This window comes from Streptomyces sp. NPDC002619, from assembly GCF_042889305.1.
Classification (GTDB): Bacteria; Actinomycetota; Actinomycetes; order Streptomycetales; family Streptomycetaceae; genus Streptomyces.
Map to the genome: position 1 here is coordinate 171,842 of NZ_JBIAQV010000001.1, position 16,266 is coordinate 188,107.

The following is a 16,266-nucleotide window of genomic DNA, read 5'->3' on the forward strand; positions in this document are numbered from 1 at the left end:
TGGCTGACACAGTGTCGGGCCGTCACGAGTTCAGATAGGTGAGGACGGCAAGAACACGCCGATGATCCCCCTCGCTCTGCGCCAGCCCGAGCTTCAGGAAGATGTTGCTGACGTGCTTCTCCACGGCGCCGTCGCTCACCACCAGCTGCTTCGCGATCGCCGAGTTCGTCCGTCCCTCGGCCATCAGCCCCAGCACCTCCCGCTCGCGCGGGGTGAGCCCGGCCAGCACGTCCTGCTTGCGGCTGCGCCCCAGCAGCTGTGCGACCACCTCCGGGTCCAGGGCCGTACCGCCCCGGGCCACCCGCACCACCGCGTCGACGAACTCCCGCACCTCGGCGACCCGGTCCTTGAGCAGATACCCGACGCCGCGAGAGGAACCGGCCAGCAGTTCGGTGGCGTAGCGCTCCTCCACGTACTGCGACAGCACGAGCACACCGAGATCCGGATGCGCCTTGCGCAGCCGTACGGCGGCCCGCACCCCTTCGTCGGTGTGCGTCGGCGGCATCCGTACGTCCGCGACGACCACGTCGGGCAGTGCGCTCTGCGCGTCCAGGTCCCCGATGGTCTTGATCAGCGCCTCGGCGTCGCCCACCCCCGCCACCACGTCGTGCCCTCGGTCGGTCAGCAACCGGGTCAGGCCCTCCCTGAGCAGCACCGAATCCTCGGCGATGACCACCCGCACCCTGTCCTCCACGATCTCCCGGCCCCCCACAGCCCGACCTTCCGACGGTGCCCGTCCGTACGGAAGCCCAGCATTCCAGCAATCGCGGCGGACCGCGCCCGGGCGGCGGGAATGGCCGTACGTCAGATCGGGTCCGGCGGCGCCGAGGGCGAGTTGTCGATCAATAGGGGGCCACCACGTCAGCCCGACCCGTCGTCGGCGGCTTCACCGCCGCCAGGGCAACTCCGCCGTGACCCGGGTGGGCCCGCCCGCGGGTGAGTCCACCACGAGGATCCCGTCCACCGCGTCGAGCCGGCCGGCCAGTCCCTCGAGGCCCGAACCGGCGGCCACATCGGCTCCGCCCACCCCGTCGTCCACGACCTGGAGCATCAGCCGGTCCTCGACGCGCCACACGTCCACCGACGCACTCTTCGCCCCGCTGTGCTTGCTGATGTTCTGCAGCAACTCGGAGACCGTGAAGTAGGCGATCCCCTCGATGGCCGCCGCGGGGCGCTCCGCCAGGTCCACCTCGACCCGCACGGGCACGGTGCAGCGGGAGGCGACGGAGGACAGGGCCGCGTCCAGGCCGCGGTCGGTCAGTACGGCCGGATGGATGCCGCGGGCCAGGTCGCGCAGCTCCTGGAGCGCGGTCTTCACCTCGCCGTGCGCCTCCTCCACCATCCGCGCCGCCGCCCGCGGGTCCTCGGTCAGCTTCTCCTTCGCCAGCCCCAGATCCATGGCCAGCGCCACCAACCGGGCCTGCGCCCCGTCGTGCAGGTCGCGCTCGATGCGCCGCAGGTCGGCCGCCGCCGTGTCGACCACGACCCCGCGGTCCGACTCCAGCTCCACCACGCGCGTCGCCAGCCGCGAAGGCCCGAGCAGCCCGTGCACCAACAGCCGGTCCACCAGCGTCAGCGCCCGTACGATCCAAGGCGTGGCCAGCGTGAACAGCAGCCCGATCAACGCCGTGACGGTGATCTCGAAGGGGTTGTCGAGATAGATCCGGTGGTGCTCGTCGCCGTACAGCTGAAGGCCGTCCTGACCGCCGTACATCGGGAAGACCCAGAACCACAGCGGGTACGTCAGCAGCGCCCAGCCGTACGCCCAGAAGTTCACCGCGACGACGAACGAGAACACCGCCCACGGGAAGTGCAGCACCGCGTACAACAGATGCCGCCACGACGTGCCGCTCTTGAGGACCGCGCCCATCCACGCCATCACACCCGGCTTGCGCATCCGCAGCGGCTCCGGCTCGGCCACCTCCAGGCCGAGCAGCCCGCGCGCCCGCGCCCGCTCCAACGAGCCCAGACCCCGGCAGCCGGCCAGCCCGGCGGCCAGGACCGGGATGCCGAGGAAGGTCACCAGCAGGCCCGCGCCGAGCGACACCATCGTGACCGCGTACGTGAACAGCAGGATGCTGATCGGCAGGCTCAGCAGGACATAGGCGAACTCGCGCCAGCTGCGCGCCTCGAACGGTGCCCGCAGTGCCGCCGGCACCCGGTGGCGCCGCTCGTCGTGTCCGTAGCCGGGTCCGTACTCCTGCCCGTATCCCTGTCCGTACTCCGTGGCCATTGGCGTCGTCCCGTTCTCCTCGTCAGGCGGCTGTGTTGCCGTGCCTCCACCCTGCTGCGCCGCAGGTCCGCGGACCATGGAGGCCGTCGGCGTCTTGACCCGGGGGTTTTCCCCACCCCTCGCGGCGAGTCTTCGTCAGCCCTTGCGGGGAGTCTCCGCCCGGTCCCGCCAGGGCAGTTCGGCGGTGACGACGGTCGGGCCGCCGACCGGGGAGTCGACCACGAACAGGCCGTCGACGGCGCCCAGCCGCTCGGCGAGCCCGCTCATGCCGGTGCCGCCGTCCAGCCGTGCGCCGCCGCGCCCGTCGTCCCGGACCTGGATCAGCAGCCGGTCCTCGGCCCGCCACACCTCCACCGACGCGCTCCTCGCCCCGCTGTGCTTGCTGATGTTCTGCAGCAGCTCGGACACCGTGAAGTAGGCGATGCCCTCGATGGCGGCGGCCGGTCGGGACACCAGGTCGGCGGTCACCTTCACCGGCACCGTGCAACGGGAGGCGACCGCGGACAGGGCCGCGTCCAGGCCCCGGTCGGTCAGTACGGCGGGATGGATGCCGCGGGCCAGATCGCGCAGCTCCTGCAGCGCGAGCTTCACCTCGCCGTGCGCCTCCTCGACCATCGCCGCCGCCCCGTCGGGGTCCTCCAGAAGCTTCTCCTTGGCCAGCCCCAGCCCCATCGCCAGGTTGACCAGCCGGGCCTGCGCCCCGTCGTGCAGGTCGCGCTCGATGCGCCGCAGGTCGGCCGCCGCCGTGTCGACGACGACTCCGCGGTCGGACTCCAGTTCGGCGATGCGGCGCTCCAGCTCGTCGGAGGGCGACAGCAGCCCGCGCACCATCACCCGGTCCACGTTCGCCAGGCCCCGCACGATGAACGGCAGCACCGGCCACAGCACGAACAGCCCCGTCAGCACGATGACGAACGTGAGGATGCCCCACGGCAACCTGATGAAGTCGTAGAGCAGCGTCCGCCAGCCCACCGGGTCCTTCAGCGCCAGCCACAGCCGCTGCATCACCCCGCCGCCCTTGGCGAGCGGCAGCGGGCTCGGCTCGTCCACCCGCACCCCGAGCAGCGAGCGGGCGCGGGCCCGCTCCATCTTCCCGAGCTGCCGCGCCCCGATCAGGCAGCCGGCCAGGAGCGGGAACCCGATCACCGTCGCGGTCAGCATGCCGCTGACGAACAGCACCGAGACCACGTACGTGAAGCCGAGCAGCGCCACCGGCAGGTTCACCAGGAGGTGCGCGATCTCCTTCCAGGTGTGCGCGTCGTAGGCGAAACGGGGCGGCGGCAGGCGGTCGTCGCCGTCGGTCCGGGCAGCGCCGGGGGAGGGGATGCGTGCGGTCATATGGGCTAGCGTGCCGTGTGCGGCGCCCCGGCGCCATGAGGTCCGCCGCCCCGGTGTACGGGGGAAAACCCCACCTTCCCGTCCCGCGGAGCGGTGCGCCGAACGGGTGTGGCGTGTCCATGGCGGGAAGCCGGCATTGCTCAGGGTGTGACGGGCTGCTTACCGTCTCTTTATCAGGGCCTAGACTCCCATGCGTACAGATCGTCGATTCATGTCGCATCACAGGGTTCACTAAGCCACCGAGGTCACCGGGTCAGGGAGCGAGGGACGGACGTTGCGGGAGACGTTGGGGGGCTCGACCGCGGTCGTCGCGGCGGACTACTTCCGGTCCTATTCGGTCGTGGGACTGCTCGCGCTCGTGGGTGTGCTGTTCGTCGGGGTCGCCTTCGGCGCCGGCCGGCTGTTGCGGCCCGTCGTCCCCACCCCCGAGAAACTGCTGACGTACGAGTGCGGAGTCGACCCCGTCGGCGAGGGCTGGGCACACACCCAGGTCCGCTACTACGTCTACGCGTTCCTTTACGTGATCTTCGCGGTCGACTCGATCTTCCTCTTCCCCTGGGCCACGGTCTTCGCCGACCACGGATACGGCGGAACCACGCTCGTGGAGATGTTCATCTTCCTCGGCTTCCTGGCCGTGGGCCTGCTGTACGCATACAAGAAGGGCGTCCTCGCATGGACGTGACCCCCACTCCCGCCGAGCCGGTGCTGCTTCCGGAGCCGAAGCGGCTGGGGGCGCTGGCACGCCTCGCCCCCGAGCCCATGAAGGTGGTCCTGAACTGGGGCCGCCGCTATTCGCTCTGGGTCTTCAACTTCGGCCTGGCCTGCTGCGCGATCGAGTTCATCGCCGCGTCGATGGCCCGCCACGACTTCATCCGCCTCGGCGTCATCCCCTTCGCGCCGGGCCCCCGCCAGGCCGACCTGATGGTCGTCTCCGGCACAGTCACGGACAAGATGGCGCCCGCGGTCAAGCGGCTGTACGAGCAGATGCCCGAGCCCAAGTACGTCATCTCCTTCGGCGCCTGCTCCAACTGCGGCGGCCCCTACTGGGACTCGTACTCCGTCACCAAGGGCGTCGACCAGATCATCCCGGTGGACGTGTACGTCCCCGGCTGCCCGCCCCGCCCCGAGGCGCTCCTCCAAGGCATCCTCAAGCTCCAGGAGAAGATCGCCCGAGAGTCCCTGGAGGAGCGGTACAGCACCGCCCGGCCCTCGACCGCCGCCCTGCAGAGCGGCCTGGTACGGCCCCCCGCCACCGAGGGGGACGCCCGATGACCACGGTCGGCTGGCTCCCGGCCCCGGTCGAGGACCTCTTCGGTACGGAGGCCAGGGCCGAGGAGTCGTACGAGGTCCTGACGGTGGACGTACCGCCGCATGCCTGGATCGCTGCGCTGGAGACGGCGCGTACGACCCTGTCCTGCACCTATTTCGACTGGCTGAGCGCGGTCGACGAACCGGGCACGGGATTCCGCGTCTCGGCGCACGTCGTCGCCCTCTCCCCGGTCCGCCGCCTCCTGCTGCGCACGACGGTCCCCCACGAGGCGCCCTCGCTGCCCTCCGCCACCGGCGTCTACGCGGGCGCGGCCTGGCACGAACGCGAGACGCACGAAATGTTCGGCGTCGACTTCACGGGCCACCCCGCCCTGGACCACCTCCTCCTCCCGGAGACCTTCGAGGGCCACCCCCTGCGCAAGGACTTCGTCCTGGCGGCCCGCGTCGCCAAGGCCTGGCCCGGCGCCAAGGAACCGGGCGAATCGGAACACGGCGGCCCGAAGCGCCGCCAGATGCTCCCCCCGGGCGTCCCCGACCCGAACGAATGGGGCCCCCTGAAGGGCCAACTCCCCCCAGCCCCGGCCCGCCCCGCACGGGGCGCGGGCCGCGCGGCGGGAGAGCGGTCGGGGCGCACGCCGGGTGCGGCTGCCGGGGCTGGGCCCGTGGGGGCTGGGGCCGTCGGGGAGCCTACGGCTGGTGGAGCCGGCGAGCGCCCGGGGCGGGCTGCGGGGGAGCGCCCGGTGCGGCGGACTCGTTCGGCTGCGGAGGGGTCGGTGAGTCAGGGTGCGGTTGATGAGGGGGCTTCTGCGGAGGCGGGGGGCGTGGGTGAGTCGGGTGTTGGGCCGCGGCGGGCCCGTACTGCTGCGGAAGGGTCCGTGAGCCAGGGCGGGGGTGCCGACGGTGCCTCTGCTGGTGCTGGTGCTGGTGCTGGTGCTGGTGCTGGTGCTGGGGCTGGGACGGGCGCGCCTCGTCGCGGACGCAGCGCTTCCGAGGGGTCGGCGAGTCAGCGGGCCGAGTCCGACGCGGCTGCCGCTTCACGCCGCGCCCGCAGCGCGAGCGAGGGGTCCGCTTCGCAGCGCGCTGAGGCGGCGCCGACGGAGGGCGCTCAGGAGGCGGGAGTTGACGAGTCCGTGAGCTCGTCGCCATCGGCGGAACCGACGACACCGGCGCCCGCTGCCCAGCCATCCCCACGACCCACCGCACCACGCAGCTCGGACGCCCCGTGGCACCACGCCCGCCCGGCCTTCGACGAATCGGAGCGGAAGACAACCACGGAACCGGCGCCCGGGAACCAACCCACGCCCCCACGACCGTCGACCGACCCCGCCCCCAGCACGACCCCGCCCGAGGCCCCGGCCTCCGCCGCGCCCGCACCCGAGCCTGCGCCCGAAGAGCCGACCCCGGACACACCCACTCCCGAGGAACGGCCCGCTTCCGAAGAGCCGCCCACTCCCGGAGAACGGTCCGCTTCCGAAGAGCCGCTCACTCCCGAGGAACGGCCCGCTTCCGAAGAGCCACCCACCCCCGAAGAACCCACCCGCGACAACCCCCCAGGAGGCCCGCAGTGAACGACGTGCTCGACGTCGCCCTGCGACTCCTCGTCGTCTTCGTCGTCTTCCTGACCTTCCCGCTCATCGTCGGCCAGACGGAGCACAAGGTGATGGCCCACATGCAGGGCCGCCTCGGCCCGATGTACGCCGGCGGCTTCCACGGCTGGGCCCAGCTCATCGCGGACGGCGTGAAGTTCGCGCAGAAGGAGGACGTCGTCCCGGCGGGCGCGGACCGCCGTATCTTCCAACTCGCCCCCGCCGTCGCCCTCCTCCCGTATCTGCTCGTCCTCCTCGCCATCCCGATCGGCCCGGGCGAGGGCGCGGTCGGCCAGGTCCTCGACGCGGGCGTCTTCTTCGTGCTCGCGGTGATGGGTGTCGGCGTCCTCGGCTCGCTCATGGCCGGCTGGGCCAGCGCCAACAAGTTCTCCCTTCTCGGCGGTCTGCGCACAGCCGCCCAACTCCTCGCCTACGAACTTCCGATGCTCCTCGCCGCCGCCTCCGTGGCGATGGCGGCCGGAACGGTCTCCCTGCCCGGCATCGTCGACGCCTTCCACTGGTGGTGGCTGCCCTGGCAGATCATCGGCGCGCTCGTCTTCTTCGTCTCCGGCCTCGCCGAACTGCAGCGTCCTCCCTTCGACATGCCCGTGGCCGACTCGGAGATCATCTTCGGCGCGTACACCGAGTACACCGGCCTGCGCTTCGCCCTGTTCCTGCTCGCCGAGTACGCCGGGATCATCGTCCTGTGCGGCCTGACCACCGTCCTCTTCCTCGGCGGCTGGCACGGCCCCTGGGGTGCCGAAGGTCTCGGCTGGGTCTGGACCCTTCTGAAGACCGCGATCCTCGCGTTCGTCGTCATCTGGCTGCGCGTCACCTATCCCCGTCTTCGCGAGGACCAGCTCCAGAAGCTCTCCTGGACCCTCCTCGTCCCCCTCTCCCTCGCCCAGATCGCCCTCACCGGCATCGTCAAGGTGGTGATCCAGTAACCATGGCCCCCATCCCTGGCAGTGGCCTCGCCAAGGGCCTGGCCGTCACCCTCCGCACGATGACGAGGAAGACCGTCACCGAGCAGTACCCGGACGTTCAGCCCGACCTCCCGCCCCGCACCCGCGGCGTGATCGGCCTGTTCGAGGAGAACTGCACGGTCTGCATGCTCTGCGCCCGTGAGTGCCCCGACTGGTGCATCTACATCGACTCCCACAAAGAGACGGTCCCCGCCGCCACCCCCGGCGGCCGTGAACGCAGCCGCAACGTCCTCGACCGCTTCGCCATCGACTTCTCCCTGTGCATGTACTGCGGTATCTGCATCGAAGTCTGTCCTTTCGACGCCCTGTTCTGGTCCCCGGAGTTCGAGTACGCCGAGACCGACATCCGCGAACTCACCCACGAACGCGACAAGCTCCGCGAGTGGATGTGGACCGTCCCGGCCCCACCCGCCCTCGACCCCGGCGCGGAGGAACCCAAGGAGATCGCCGCCGCACGCAAGACCGCGGAGAAGCTCGCGGCAGCGCAAGCCGAACCACAAGCGCAGGCCGAACCACAGGAGGGAGCGTCATGACCCTCGCCGCAGCCGCCCCCGCGGCTCACGCCACGACCACCGCTGCCGCTGGCGCGACCCACGGCTTTCTCTCCCCGACCGGCGTCGAGATCGCCTTCCTTCTCGTCGGCCTGGTCACCTTCGGCGCCGCACTCGTCACCGTCACCACCCGGCAGCTCGTGCACGCCGCCCTCTGGCTCGTGGTCACCCTCGGCGGCCTGGCCGTCGAATACCTGCTGCTCACCGCCGAGTTCATCGCCTGGGTGCAGGTCCTCATCTACGTCGGTTCCGTCGTCGTCCTCCTTCTGTTCGGTCTGATGCTCACCAAGGCCCCCATCGGCCGCTCCCCGGACGCCGACTCCGGCAACCGCTGGGCCGCCCTCACCGTGGCCGTCGCCGCCGCTGCCGCCCTGGTCTGGGTGGTCGTCGACGCCTTCCGTACGACCTGGATCGACCTGGACGGTGCCGCCGCCGGCTCGACCAAGGTCACCGGTGAGAGCCTCTTCCAGAACTGGGTCCTCCCCTTCGAGGCACTCTCCGTCCTCCTCCTCGCCGCTCTGGTCGGCGCGATCGTCCTGTCCCGCAAGGCGAAGGCGGAGACGAGCCCTCCCCCTGTGAACTCCCGGGCAGCGACCGGTAGTTCCCCATCCGTCCCGGATTCCCGGAATCACCCGATCGAGGGAAACGAGCCGGTCGAGCAGGAAGGCGCCCGCTGATGCACCTCGCCTATCCCGCCGTACTCTCCGCTCTCCTCTTCTGCACCGGCCTGTACGGCGTCCTTGCCCGCCGCAACGCGATCCTCGTCCTCATGTCGGTCGAGCTGATGCTCAACGCCGTCAACCTCAACCTGGTCGCCTTCGACGTCTGGCTCAGCAAGGCCGCCCAGGAGACCCTGCACTCCGGCCAGGCCCTGACCCTGTTCACCATCGCCATCGCCGCCGCCGAGATCGGCATCGGCCTGGCGATCGTCCTCGCCGTGTACCGCAACCGCGGCACCTCCGACATCGACAGACTCCGCGACACCGCCGAGGGCCACGAGACCGACAGCCTCGACACCGACGGCCCCGACAGCGACGCCCCCGCGGCCGAGAAGGCTGAGGCCACCGCGTGACCACGACCACCCTCGCCGTCCTCGTCCCCCTCCTGCCGTTCCTGGCCGCCGTCGCCGGACTGCTGCTCGGCCGCACGGCCCCCGGCTTCATCCGTCCGCTCGCCGTCCTGCCGACCCTCGCCGCACTGGCACTGGCAGCGACCGTCGCCGTGGACCAGGGCGGCGGCTCGCCGATCGACTCCGCCACCGAACTCACGCCGACCGGCTCGATCCCGATCGAACTCTCCCTGCACATCGACGGCTTCGCCGCGCTCGTCGCCGTCCTGGTCGGCGTCGTCGCCACCTGCGTGCAGATCTACTCGACCGGCTATCTGCGCGACGACCCGCGCTACCCCTCGTACGCCGCCCTCGTCTCCCTGTTCACCTCCGCCATGTTCCTGGTCGTCTACTCGGGCGACCTCATCGTGCTGCTCGTCGGCTGGGAAGTCATGGGCATCTGCTCCTACTTCCTCGTCGGCCACTACTGGGAGACCCCCGAGGCCCGCGCCGCCTCCTTCAAGGCCTTCCTGGTCACCAAGCTCGGCGACGTCCCCTTCCTCATCGGCCTGTTCGCGCTCGCCACCGACGCCGGGTCCTTCCAGATCACGCGCGTCCTCGGCACCGTCGCGAGCGGCGGACTCGGCCACCCGACACTGATCGCCCTGCTGCTGCTCGCGGGCGTGGCCGGCAAGTCGGCGCAGTTCCCGCTGCACACCTGGCTCCCCGACGCGATGGCGGGCCCCACGCCCGTCTCCGCGCTGATCCACGCCGCGACGATGGTCGCCGCCGGTGTCTACTTCATCGCCCGTCTCCTCCCCGTCTTCCAGGCATCCTCGGCCGCGCTGCTCGTCCTGGCCGTGACGGCCGCGATCACGATGACCGGCTCGGGCCTCGCCGCCCTCGCCCAGGACGACATCAAACGCGTCCTCGCCTACTCGACGATCGGCCAACTCGGCTACATGACCGGCGCCCTCGCCGTCGGCGACCGCGGTGCCGCCGTCTTCCACCTCCTGTCCCACGGCGCCTTCAAGGCGCTGCTGTTCCTCGCGGCCGGCGTGATCATCCACGCCGCCGGCACCAACTCACTGGCCGCCATGTCCCGCATGAACGGCCTGCGCGACCGCGTCCCCGACGCCTACTGGACGATGACCGTGGCGCTCCTCGCGCTCGCCGCGATCCCGCCGTTCAGCGGCTTCTTCTCCAAGGAGTCCGTGCTCGGCGCCGCCGAGCACGCCGCCACCGGTCACGCCGAACACGTTCCCGGCAGCGCCGGCTGGATCGTCCTCGTCTCCGGACTGCTCACGGCACTCCTCACCGCCGCCTATGCCACCCGCCTGTGGCTGCTCGCCTTCCGCGGCCGCGGCGCCGAAGCCCCCGACCACGGCAAACAGCCCCTGACCATGACCGTGGTGCTGTGGGTCCTCGCCATCCCCTCGCTGGGTTTCGGCGGACTCGCGTACCGCGCACTGCCCGACTGGTTCGACGGCCGCGACCTCGCCCCGACCCTCACCACCTCCGTGCTCGGCACCGGCGTGGCCCTGGTCGGCGGCATCGTCACCTACGCGGCCTGGCGGCACACCACCGCGCTCGCCGCCGGCATCCCCCTGGGCGCGGTCGCCGCCCACCCCGAGGCCGACGCCGGACTCGTCGAGGCGGAGGCCATCGCGAGCCACCAGCCCGCCTACGGAGACGTGGCCTACGCACCCGACCCCGGACGGCTGCTGCTCGGCCCGCTGCACCGGCACGCGGCCGCCGGCTTCCACCTGGACGCCGTATACACGACCCTCTTCGTCCGCCCGGTCCAGGCCGGAGCGAGTCTCGTCCGGTTCCTCGACCGTGAGGTCGTCGAGACCTACGTACGCGGCGCGGCCGCGGTACCCCGGCTGCTCGGGGCCGCCGTACGGCGCGCACAGACCGGAAATGTGCAGACCTATGTGAGCGCGCTGCTCGCCGGCACCGTCGTCCTGGCGGTCGCCGTCCTCCTCGTCGCCACGGGAGCGTGAGCAGGCGTGATCGATATCAACGAGTCCGTGATGCAGTTCCTTCTGGCATTCGTCGTCGTCGGCCCGCTCCTCGGCGCGGCCGCCGCCCTCCTGCCGGCCCCACCCGGACTGAAGGGGAAGTCGCCCGAGCAGGCCGTGCTGCGCCACGGCGTGACCGTGACCGGCGTGATCCTCGTCGCCGCGATCGTCCTGGCGCTCGGCTTCGACCACGGCCATCCGTCAAAGATGCAGGCCACGACCGACATCAGCTGGATCCCCGCACTCGACGTGCGGATCCACCTCGGCATCGACGGCATCTCCCTCCCCCTTCTGGTCCTGACCGCGCTGCTGACCTTCCTCTGCGCGCTCTACTCGTACTTCAAAATGCCCTCGGGTCCGACCCCGAAGGCCTTCGTCGCGCTGCTGCTCGTCCTCGAGTCCGGCACCCTCGCGACCTTCGCCGTCCTCGACCTGCTGCTGTTCTTCCTCGCGTTCGAGACGGTGCTCATTCCGATGTACTTCCTCATCGCCCGCTGGGGCGGCGAGGGACGGGCCCAGGCGGCCTGGAAGTTCATCCTCTTCACGCTGCTCGGATCCGTCGTCATGCTGCTCGGCCTGCTCCTGATCGGAATCAAGGCGGGCACGTTCGACATGATGGCACTCGCCACTGACAACGGCCGGTCGCTGAGCACATCCGTCCAGGTCATCGCGGTTTTGACGATCGGAATCGGGCTCGCGATCAAGACCCCGATGTGGCCGCTGCACAGCTGGCTGCCCGACGCGCACACCGCCGCGCCGACCGTCGGCTCGGTCCTGCTGGCCGGCGTCCTGCTGAAAATGGGTACGTACGGGTTCGTCCGAATCCTGCTGCCGATCGCGCCGGACGGCTTCCGTACCTTCGCGCCCTACCTCGCCGCCTTCGCCGTCGTCGGGATCATCTACGGATCCCTGGCCTGCCTCGCCCTGGCCAAACAGGGCGCGAAGGGCGACCTCAAGCGCCTCATCGCCTACTCCTCCGTCGGCCACATGGGCTTCGTCCTCCTCGGCATCGCCACGATGACCCCGACCGGTGTGAACGGCGCCCTGTTCGCCAACATCGCCCACGGCCTCATCACCGGCCTCCTCTTCTTCCTGGTCGGCGCGCTCAAGGACCGCACGGGCACCACCGACCTCGACACCCTGGCCAAGGAGACCGGCGCCGCTCTGTACGGCAAGGCACCGCGCCTGGGCGGCCTGCTCGCCTTCGCCGCGGTCGCCTCACTGGGCCTACCTGGTCTCGCCGGGTTCTGGGGCGAGATGCTGGCGCTCTTCGGCGCGTTCAACCCCGCGGCCGGCCTCAGCCGGCCTGCTTTCCTCACCTTCATGTCCATCGCCGCGTTCGGCACGCTGCTGACGGCCGCGTACATGCTGATCGTGGTCCGCCGCGTGTGCATGGGCGCCGTACCGCAGCAGACCCCGAAGCTCGCCGACGTCTACACGTACGAGTTCGCGGCCTGGACCCCGCTCGTCGCCCTCACCGTCGCCGCCGGACTGTGGCCCAGGGCCCTCCTCGGCCTGACCGACCCGGCCGTGCAGCAGCTGCTCGCAGGAGGCACCCGATGAGCTCCCTGGCCCAGCCCCTGGCGGAGTCTGTGGTCCAGTCCGTCGACTGGCTCGCGATCGCCCCGCCCACCGCCGCCGCGGTCGTCGGACTGGTCGTCCTCGTCGCCGACCTGTTCGTGCCCGACGCGAAGAAACCCCTTCTCGGCTGGGTCTCCGTCGCCGGGCTCGCCGTATCGGCGCTCCTGCTGCTGCCCCTCCTGGACGGCGACCGCAGCACCTTCTGCCTGACCGGCGACACGCGCGTGTGCAGCTACACCGCCGACCGGTTCACCCTCGTCATCCAGTTCCTCGTCCTCGGCGGCGCGCTCCTCGCCGCCCTTCTGTCGGTCACCGCCCTGAAGGACGGCCGCCGCAGACTCCCCGAAGGGGAGTTCTGGTTCCTGCTGCTCTCCTCCGCCGCGGGCGCCGCCCTGTTGCCCGCCTCCCGCGACCTCGCCACCCTCGTCGTCGCCCTGGAGGTCGCCTCCCTGCCCGCGTTCGCCCTCGTCGGCATTCGGAACGGCGACCGCAGGTCCTCCGAAGCCGCCCTGAAATTCTTCCTGTCGTCGGTCACCGCCACCGCGGTGAGCCTCATGGGCATCAGCTTCGTGTACGCCTCCACGGGCACCCTCTACCTCACCCAGGTCGCCGACCGCATCCAGCACGTCGACGGACAGCTCCACACCCTCGCCCAGACCGGCGTCGTCCTCACCCTCGTCGGCTTCGCCTTCAAGACGGCCGCCGTCCCCTTCCACTTCTGGGTGCCCGACACCTACGTGGGAGCACCCCTGCCCGTCGCCGCCTACCTGTCCGTCGTCGGCAAGGCGGTCGGCTTCTCCGGCCTCATCCTCGTCACGGTCGTCGCCTTCCCGTCGTACGCCGACGTCTGGGGCCCGGCGCTCGCCGCGCTGGCCGCCCTCACCATGACCGTCGGCAACGTCGGCGCCCTGCGCCAGCAGGCCACGCGCGCGTACAGCGCCGTACGACTGCTCGCCTGGTCCTCCGTCGGACAGGCCGGCTACCTCCTCGTGCCGATCGCCGCCGCCGGCTACGCCAAGGACCCCCAGAAGGCCATCGGCTCCACCGTCGCCTACGCCCTCATGTACGCCGCCGTGAACCTCGGCGCCTTCGCGGTGGCCGCCTTGGTGGGCCGTACGAAGTCCCTCAACCGCATCGCCGACTACCGCGGCCTGTACGCCTCGAACCCGCTGACCGCCCTGCTCCTGGCCTTCTTTTTGCTGTGCCTCGCCGGGCTGCCGCCGGGCATCATCGGTCTCTTCGCGAAGGTCACCGTCTTCTCGGCGGCCGTCGACGCGGGACTGGGCTGGCTGGCCGTCGTCATGGCCGTCAACGTGGTGATCGCGCTCTTCTACTACCTCCAATGGACGGCCCTGCTGTTCCGCGCCCCGGAGGGCGAGCCTGCCAAGCACCGCGTTCCGGCCCCCCTCACGGCCGCGATCACCCTCACCGGCGTCCTCGGCATCGCTTTGTCCGGCGCGCCCCAGCTGGTCCTGCGTTTCGCCTCCACCGGCCTGTTCTGAGCACCCTCACCCGGACGGCCGACCCGCGCGGGCGCACGCACAAGGGAACTAGTGGCTGCCGCCTGGCGTTGACCAGTGCGGGAGGGTCCACTGGAAGTGACACCACGGCACCAGTGGCTTGGCGATCAACCAGCAGTTCAGCAAGCAAAGGGTTCCCCTGCTGCACGACTTGGAGGGCGTACCGTGCACCGCCGGCACAACGGGCTCAGGACCGCAGTACTCCTCGGGGGACTGTCCGCACTCATCATCGTCATCGGCAGCTTCTTCGGCCGCACGGGCCTGATCGTCGCCGTCCTCGTCGCGCTCGGCACCAACGCGTACGCGTACTGGAACAGCGACAAGCTGGCTCTACGCGCGATGCGTGCCCGCCCGGTCAGCGAGTTCGAGGCCCCGGCCCTCTACCGCATGGTCCGCGATCTCTCCACCCAGGCCCGCCAGCCCATGCCGCGCCTGTACATCTCCCCGACGGAGGCACCCAACGCCTTCGCGACGGGCCGCAACCCGCGCAACGCCGCCGTCTGCTGCACGGAAGGCATCCTGCGCATCCTGGACGAGCGCGAGTTGCGTGGCGTCATCGGCCACGAGCTCAGCCACGTCTACAACCGCGACATCCTCATCTCGTCGGTCGCCGGCGCCCTCGCCTCGGTGATCATGTTCCTGGTCAACTTCGCCTGGCTGATCCCGATCGGCCGCTCGGACGACGACGACGGCCCCGGCCTGCTCGGCCTGCTGCTGATCATGATCCTGGGCCCGATCGCCGCCAGCCTCATCCAGCTGGCCATCAGCCGGTCCAGGGAGTACGAGGCGGACGCCTCGGGCGCCCAGCTCACCGGCGACCCGCTCGCCCTCGCCGGTGCCCTGCGCAAGCTCGACGCCGGTACCAAGCAGCTTCCGCTGCCCCCCGAGCCCCGGATCGAGACCGCGAGCCACATGATGATCGCGAACCCCTTTCGCCCGGGCCAGGGGCTCTCCAAGATGTTCTCCACGCACCCGCCGATGGCGGAGCGCATCGCCCGGCTCGAGAAGATGGCAGGTCGCCACCGGTGAAGACCATCCTGAACGTCATTTGGCTCATCCTGAGCGGCTTCTGGCTGTTCCTCGCCTACCTGCTCGCGGGCGTGCTTTTGTGCATCACGATCATCGGCATCCCATTTGGCATTGCGGCGTTCCGTATCGGCGTCTACGCCCTGTGGCCCTTCGGGTACACGACGGTCGAGCGCCGCGACGCCGGAGCCCCCTCCTGCATCGGCAACGTCCTGTGGCTGGTCCTCGCGGGCTGGTGGCTGGCCCTCGCCCACATCGTCACCGGCATCGCCCTGTGCATCACGATCATCGGCATCCCCTTCGGCATCGCCAACTTCAAGCTGATTCCCGTCTCCTTGCTCCCACTGGGCCGGGAGATCGTGCCCACGGACCAGCCGTTCGCGACGCGCTGACCACGCGGGGAGCGGCCCGAGTTCGCGGTGAGGGCGTGCGGCGTCGCCCGAGCGTTGTCCACAAGCCGAAGGTTGTCCACAGGCTCGCCCGAATGTCAGTGGCGGCTTGCATCATGAAGCCATGACCGAGATCGAGCAACTGCTGACACGGGTGGCCTCCCAGGCCCGCAACTCCCGTCCGTGGGGCTGGCCTTCGCTCCCCGAGCCCGTCGACGCCGACACGCTCGACCGCGCCGAGGCCGCCCTGGGCTTCGCCCTGCCGCCCCTCCTCGCCACACTCTACCGGCCGCATAGGGGACGGCGGATTCGGCCCGTCCTACGGCCTGCTGCCCCTCCTCGACAGCCCGCCCTCCGGCGAACCGGCCGCCGTCGCCCAGTACCTCGCCAACCGCGAGGAGAGCCGCAAGGATCCCGGCTGGCCCTGGCCCGAGCACATGCTGCCGATATCCCACTGGGGCTGCGGGATGTACGCCTGCGTGGACTGCCGCGACCGGACCGGCCCCGTCCTGCTCTTCGAGCCAAACGCCGATGCCGCCGACGATGCCTGGTTCGTGGATGCCCCCACCCTCACCGACTGGCTGACAGCCTGGCTCGACGGCACAGGCTGGTACGAGGAGCCCAACGACGGCATGGAACTGGCTCGTTGGACCGAATTCCGGATACGTACGGCCCCGAAACGGGCCTAGTGAGCACAGACGCCGCCCGCTTCCCG

At 70.7% G+C, this 16,266-nt stretch carries 15 protein-coding genes and 1 pseudogene; 13 read left to right on the forward strand and 3 right to left on the reverse strand.

What is annotated here, in order from left to right; all coding sequences use genetic code 11:
* Window positions 1–22: 22 nt before the first annotated feature.
* The 3 genes from ACFYXB_RS00885 to ACFYXB_RS00895 all read right to left on the reverse strand — a co-directional run bounded on the left by ACFYXB_RS00885 (window position 23) and on the right by ACFYXB_RS00895 (window position 3,571).
* Window positions 23–682, reverse strand: coding sequence for a response regulator transcription factor (locus ACFYXB_RS00885; RefSeq protein WP_351348826.1), 660 nt, complete (start codon window positions 680–682; stop codon window positions 23–25).
* Window positions 683–886: 204 nt separating this feature from the next.
* The gene (locus ACFYXB_RS00890) at window positions 887–2,233 is read right to left on the reverse strand and encodes a sensor histidine kinase (protein ID WP_389576550.1); all 1,347 of its coding nucleotides are present in this window, start codon (window positions 2,231–2,233) and stop codon (window positions 887–889) included.
* A gap of 135 nt (window positions 2,234–2,368) precedes the next feature.
* On the reverse strand, window positions 2,369–3,571 hold the full coding sequence (locus ACFYXB_RS00895) for a sensor domain-containing protein (RefSeq protein ID WP_351348765.1): 1,203 nt from the start codon (window positions 3,569–3,571) through the stop codon (window positions 2,369–2,371).
* 274 nt (window positions 3,572–3,845) lie between these two features.
* On the opposite strand from ACFYXB_RS00895, the gene ACFYXB_RS00900 reads away from it, so the two are divergent.
* The 13 genes and pseudogenes from ACFYXB_RS00900 (at window position 3,846) to ACFYXB_RS00960 (ending at window position 16,240) form a co-directional block, all read left to right on the forward strand.
* Window positions 3,846–4,253 (forward strand): NADH-quinone oxidoreductase subunit A, encoded by a 408-nt coding sequence (locus tag ACFYXB_RS00900; RefSeq protein ID WP_351348768.1) that lies wholly within the window; start codon window positions 3,846–3,848, stop codon window positions 4,251–4,253.
* Complete coding sequence (locus ACFYXB_RS00905; RefSeq protein WP_351348771.1) at window positions 4,244–4,843, forward strand: NADH-quinone oxidoreductase subunit B family protein; 600 nt, start codon at window positions 4,244–4,246, stop codon at window positions 4,841–4,843. The genes ACFYXB_RS00900 and ACFYXB_RS00905 overlap by 10 nt, the downstream gene beginning before the upstream one ends.
* Window positions 4,840–6,408, forward strand: a complete 1,569-nt coding sequence (locus tag ACFYXB_RS00910) for an NADH-quinone oxidoreductase subunit C (RefSeq protein ID WP_389576552.1) — start codon at window positions 4,840–4,842, stop codon at window positions 6,406–6,408. Before ACFYXB_RS00905 ends, ACFYXB_RS00910 begins: the two co-directional genes overlap by 4 nt.
* Entirely contained in the window at window positions 6,405–7,373 is a 969-nt protein-coding gene (locus ACFYXB_RS00915) for a complex I subunit 1 family protein (protein WP_351348777.1), read from the forward strand. Before ACFYXB_RS00910 ends, ACFYXB_RS00915 begins: the two co-directional genes overlap by 4 nt.
* 2 nt (window positions 7,374–7,375) lie before the next feature.
* Complete coding sequence (locus ACFYXB_RS00920; RefSeq protein WP_351348780.1) at window positions 7,376–7,945, forward strand: NADH-quinone oxidoreductase subunit I; 570 nt, start codon at window positions 7,376–7,378, stop codon at window positions 7,943–7,945.
* Complete coding sequence (locus tag ACFYXB_RS00925; protein ID WP_388500603.1) at window positions 7,942–8,640, forward strand: NADH-quinone oxidoreductase subunit J; 699 nt, start codon at window positions 7,942–7,944, stop codon at window positions 8,638–8,640. Before ACFYXB_RS00920 ends, ACFYXB_RS00925 begins: the two co-directional genes overlap by 4 nt.
* Window positions 8,640–9,035 (forward strand): NADH-quinone oxidoreductase subunit NuoK, encoded by a 396-nt coding sequence (gene nuoK, locus ACFYXB_RS00930; protein ID WP_351348786.1) that lies wholly within the window; start codon window positions 8,640–8,642, stop codon window positions 9,033–9,035. The genes ACFYXB_RS00925 and nuoK overlap by 1 nt, the downstream gene beginning before the upstream one ends.
* Entirely contained in the window at window positions 9,032–11,017 is a 1,986-nt protein-coding gene (locus ACFYXB_RS00935) for an NADH-quinone oxidoreductase subunit L (protein WP_389576555.1), read from the forward strand. The genes nuoK and ACFYXB_RS00935 overlap by 4 nt, the downstream gene beginning before the upstream one ends.
* Before the next feature lie 6 nt (window positions 11,018–11,023).
* A complete protein-coding gene (locus ACFYXB_RS00940) occupies window positions 11,024–12,598 on the forward strand; it encodes an NADH-quinone oxidoreductase subunit M (RefSeq protein WP_389576557.1) in 1,575 nt (524 codons plus the stop codon).
* A complete protein-coding gene (locus tag ACFYXB_RS00945) occupies window positions 12,595–14,118 on the forward strand; it encodes an NADH-quinone oxidoreductase subunit N (protein ID WP_389576559.1) in 1,524 nt (507 codons plus the stop codon). Before ACFYXB_RS00940 ends, ACFYXB_RS00945 begins: the two co-directional genes overlap by 4 nt.
* A gap of 183 nt (window positions 14,119–14,301) precedes the next feature.
* Window positions 14,302–15,165: a zinc metalloprotease HtpX gene (gene htpX / locus ACFYXB_RS00950; protein WP_389576561.1), complete on the forward strand. Its 864-nt coding sequence runs from the start codon at window positions 14,302–14,304 to the stop codon at window positions 15,163–15,165.
* Window positions 15,162–15,554, forward strand: a complete 393-nt coding sequence (locus tag ACFYXB_RS00955; RefSeq protein WP_389576563.1) for a YccF domain-containing protein — start codon at window positions 15,162–15,164, stop codon at window positions 15,552–15,554. The genes htpX and ACFYXB_RS00955 overlap by 4 nt, the downstream gene beginning before the upstream one ends.
* Before the next feature lie 121 nt (window positions 15,555–15,675).
* Window positions 15,676–16,240, forward strand: a pseudogene (locus ACFYXB_RS00960) (SMI1/KNR4 family protein).
* Window positions 16,241–16,266: the final 26 nt, after the last annotated feature.

Coding starts and splice junctions, on each gene's coding strand:
- nuoK (WP_351348786.1), top strand. CDS start 8,640: ATGCACCTCGCCTATCCCGCCGTACTCTCCGCTCTCCTCTTCTGCACC.
- ACFYXB_RS00925 (WP_388500603.1), top strand. CDS start 7,942: ATGACCCTCGCCGCAGCCGCCCCCGCGGCTCACGCCACGACCACCGCT.
- ACFYXB_RS00890 (WP_389576550.1), bottom strand. CDS start 2,233: ATGGCCACGGAGTACGGACAGGGATACGGGCAGGAGTACGGACCCGGC.
- ACFYXB_RS00945 (WP_389576559.1), top strand. CDS start 12,595: ATGAGCTCCCTGGCCCAGCCCCTGGCGGAGTCTGTGGTCCAGTCCGTC.
- ACFYXB_RS00920 (WP_351348780.1), top strand. CDS start 7,376: ATGGCCCCCATCCCTGGCAGTGGCCTCGCCAAGGGCCTGGCCGTCACC.
- ACFYXB_RS00905 (WP_351348771.1), top strand. CDS start 4,244: ATGGACGTGACCCCCACTCCCGCCGAGCCGGTGCTGCTTCCGGAGCCG.
- ACFYXB_RS00895 (WP_351348765.1), bottom strand. CDS start 3,571: ATGACCGCACGCATCCCCTCCCCCGGCGCTGCCCGGACCGACGGCGAC.
- ACFYXB_RS00910 (WP_389576552.1), top strand. CDS start 4,840: ATGACCACGGTCGGCTGGCTCCCGGCCCCGGTCGAGGACCTCTTCGGT.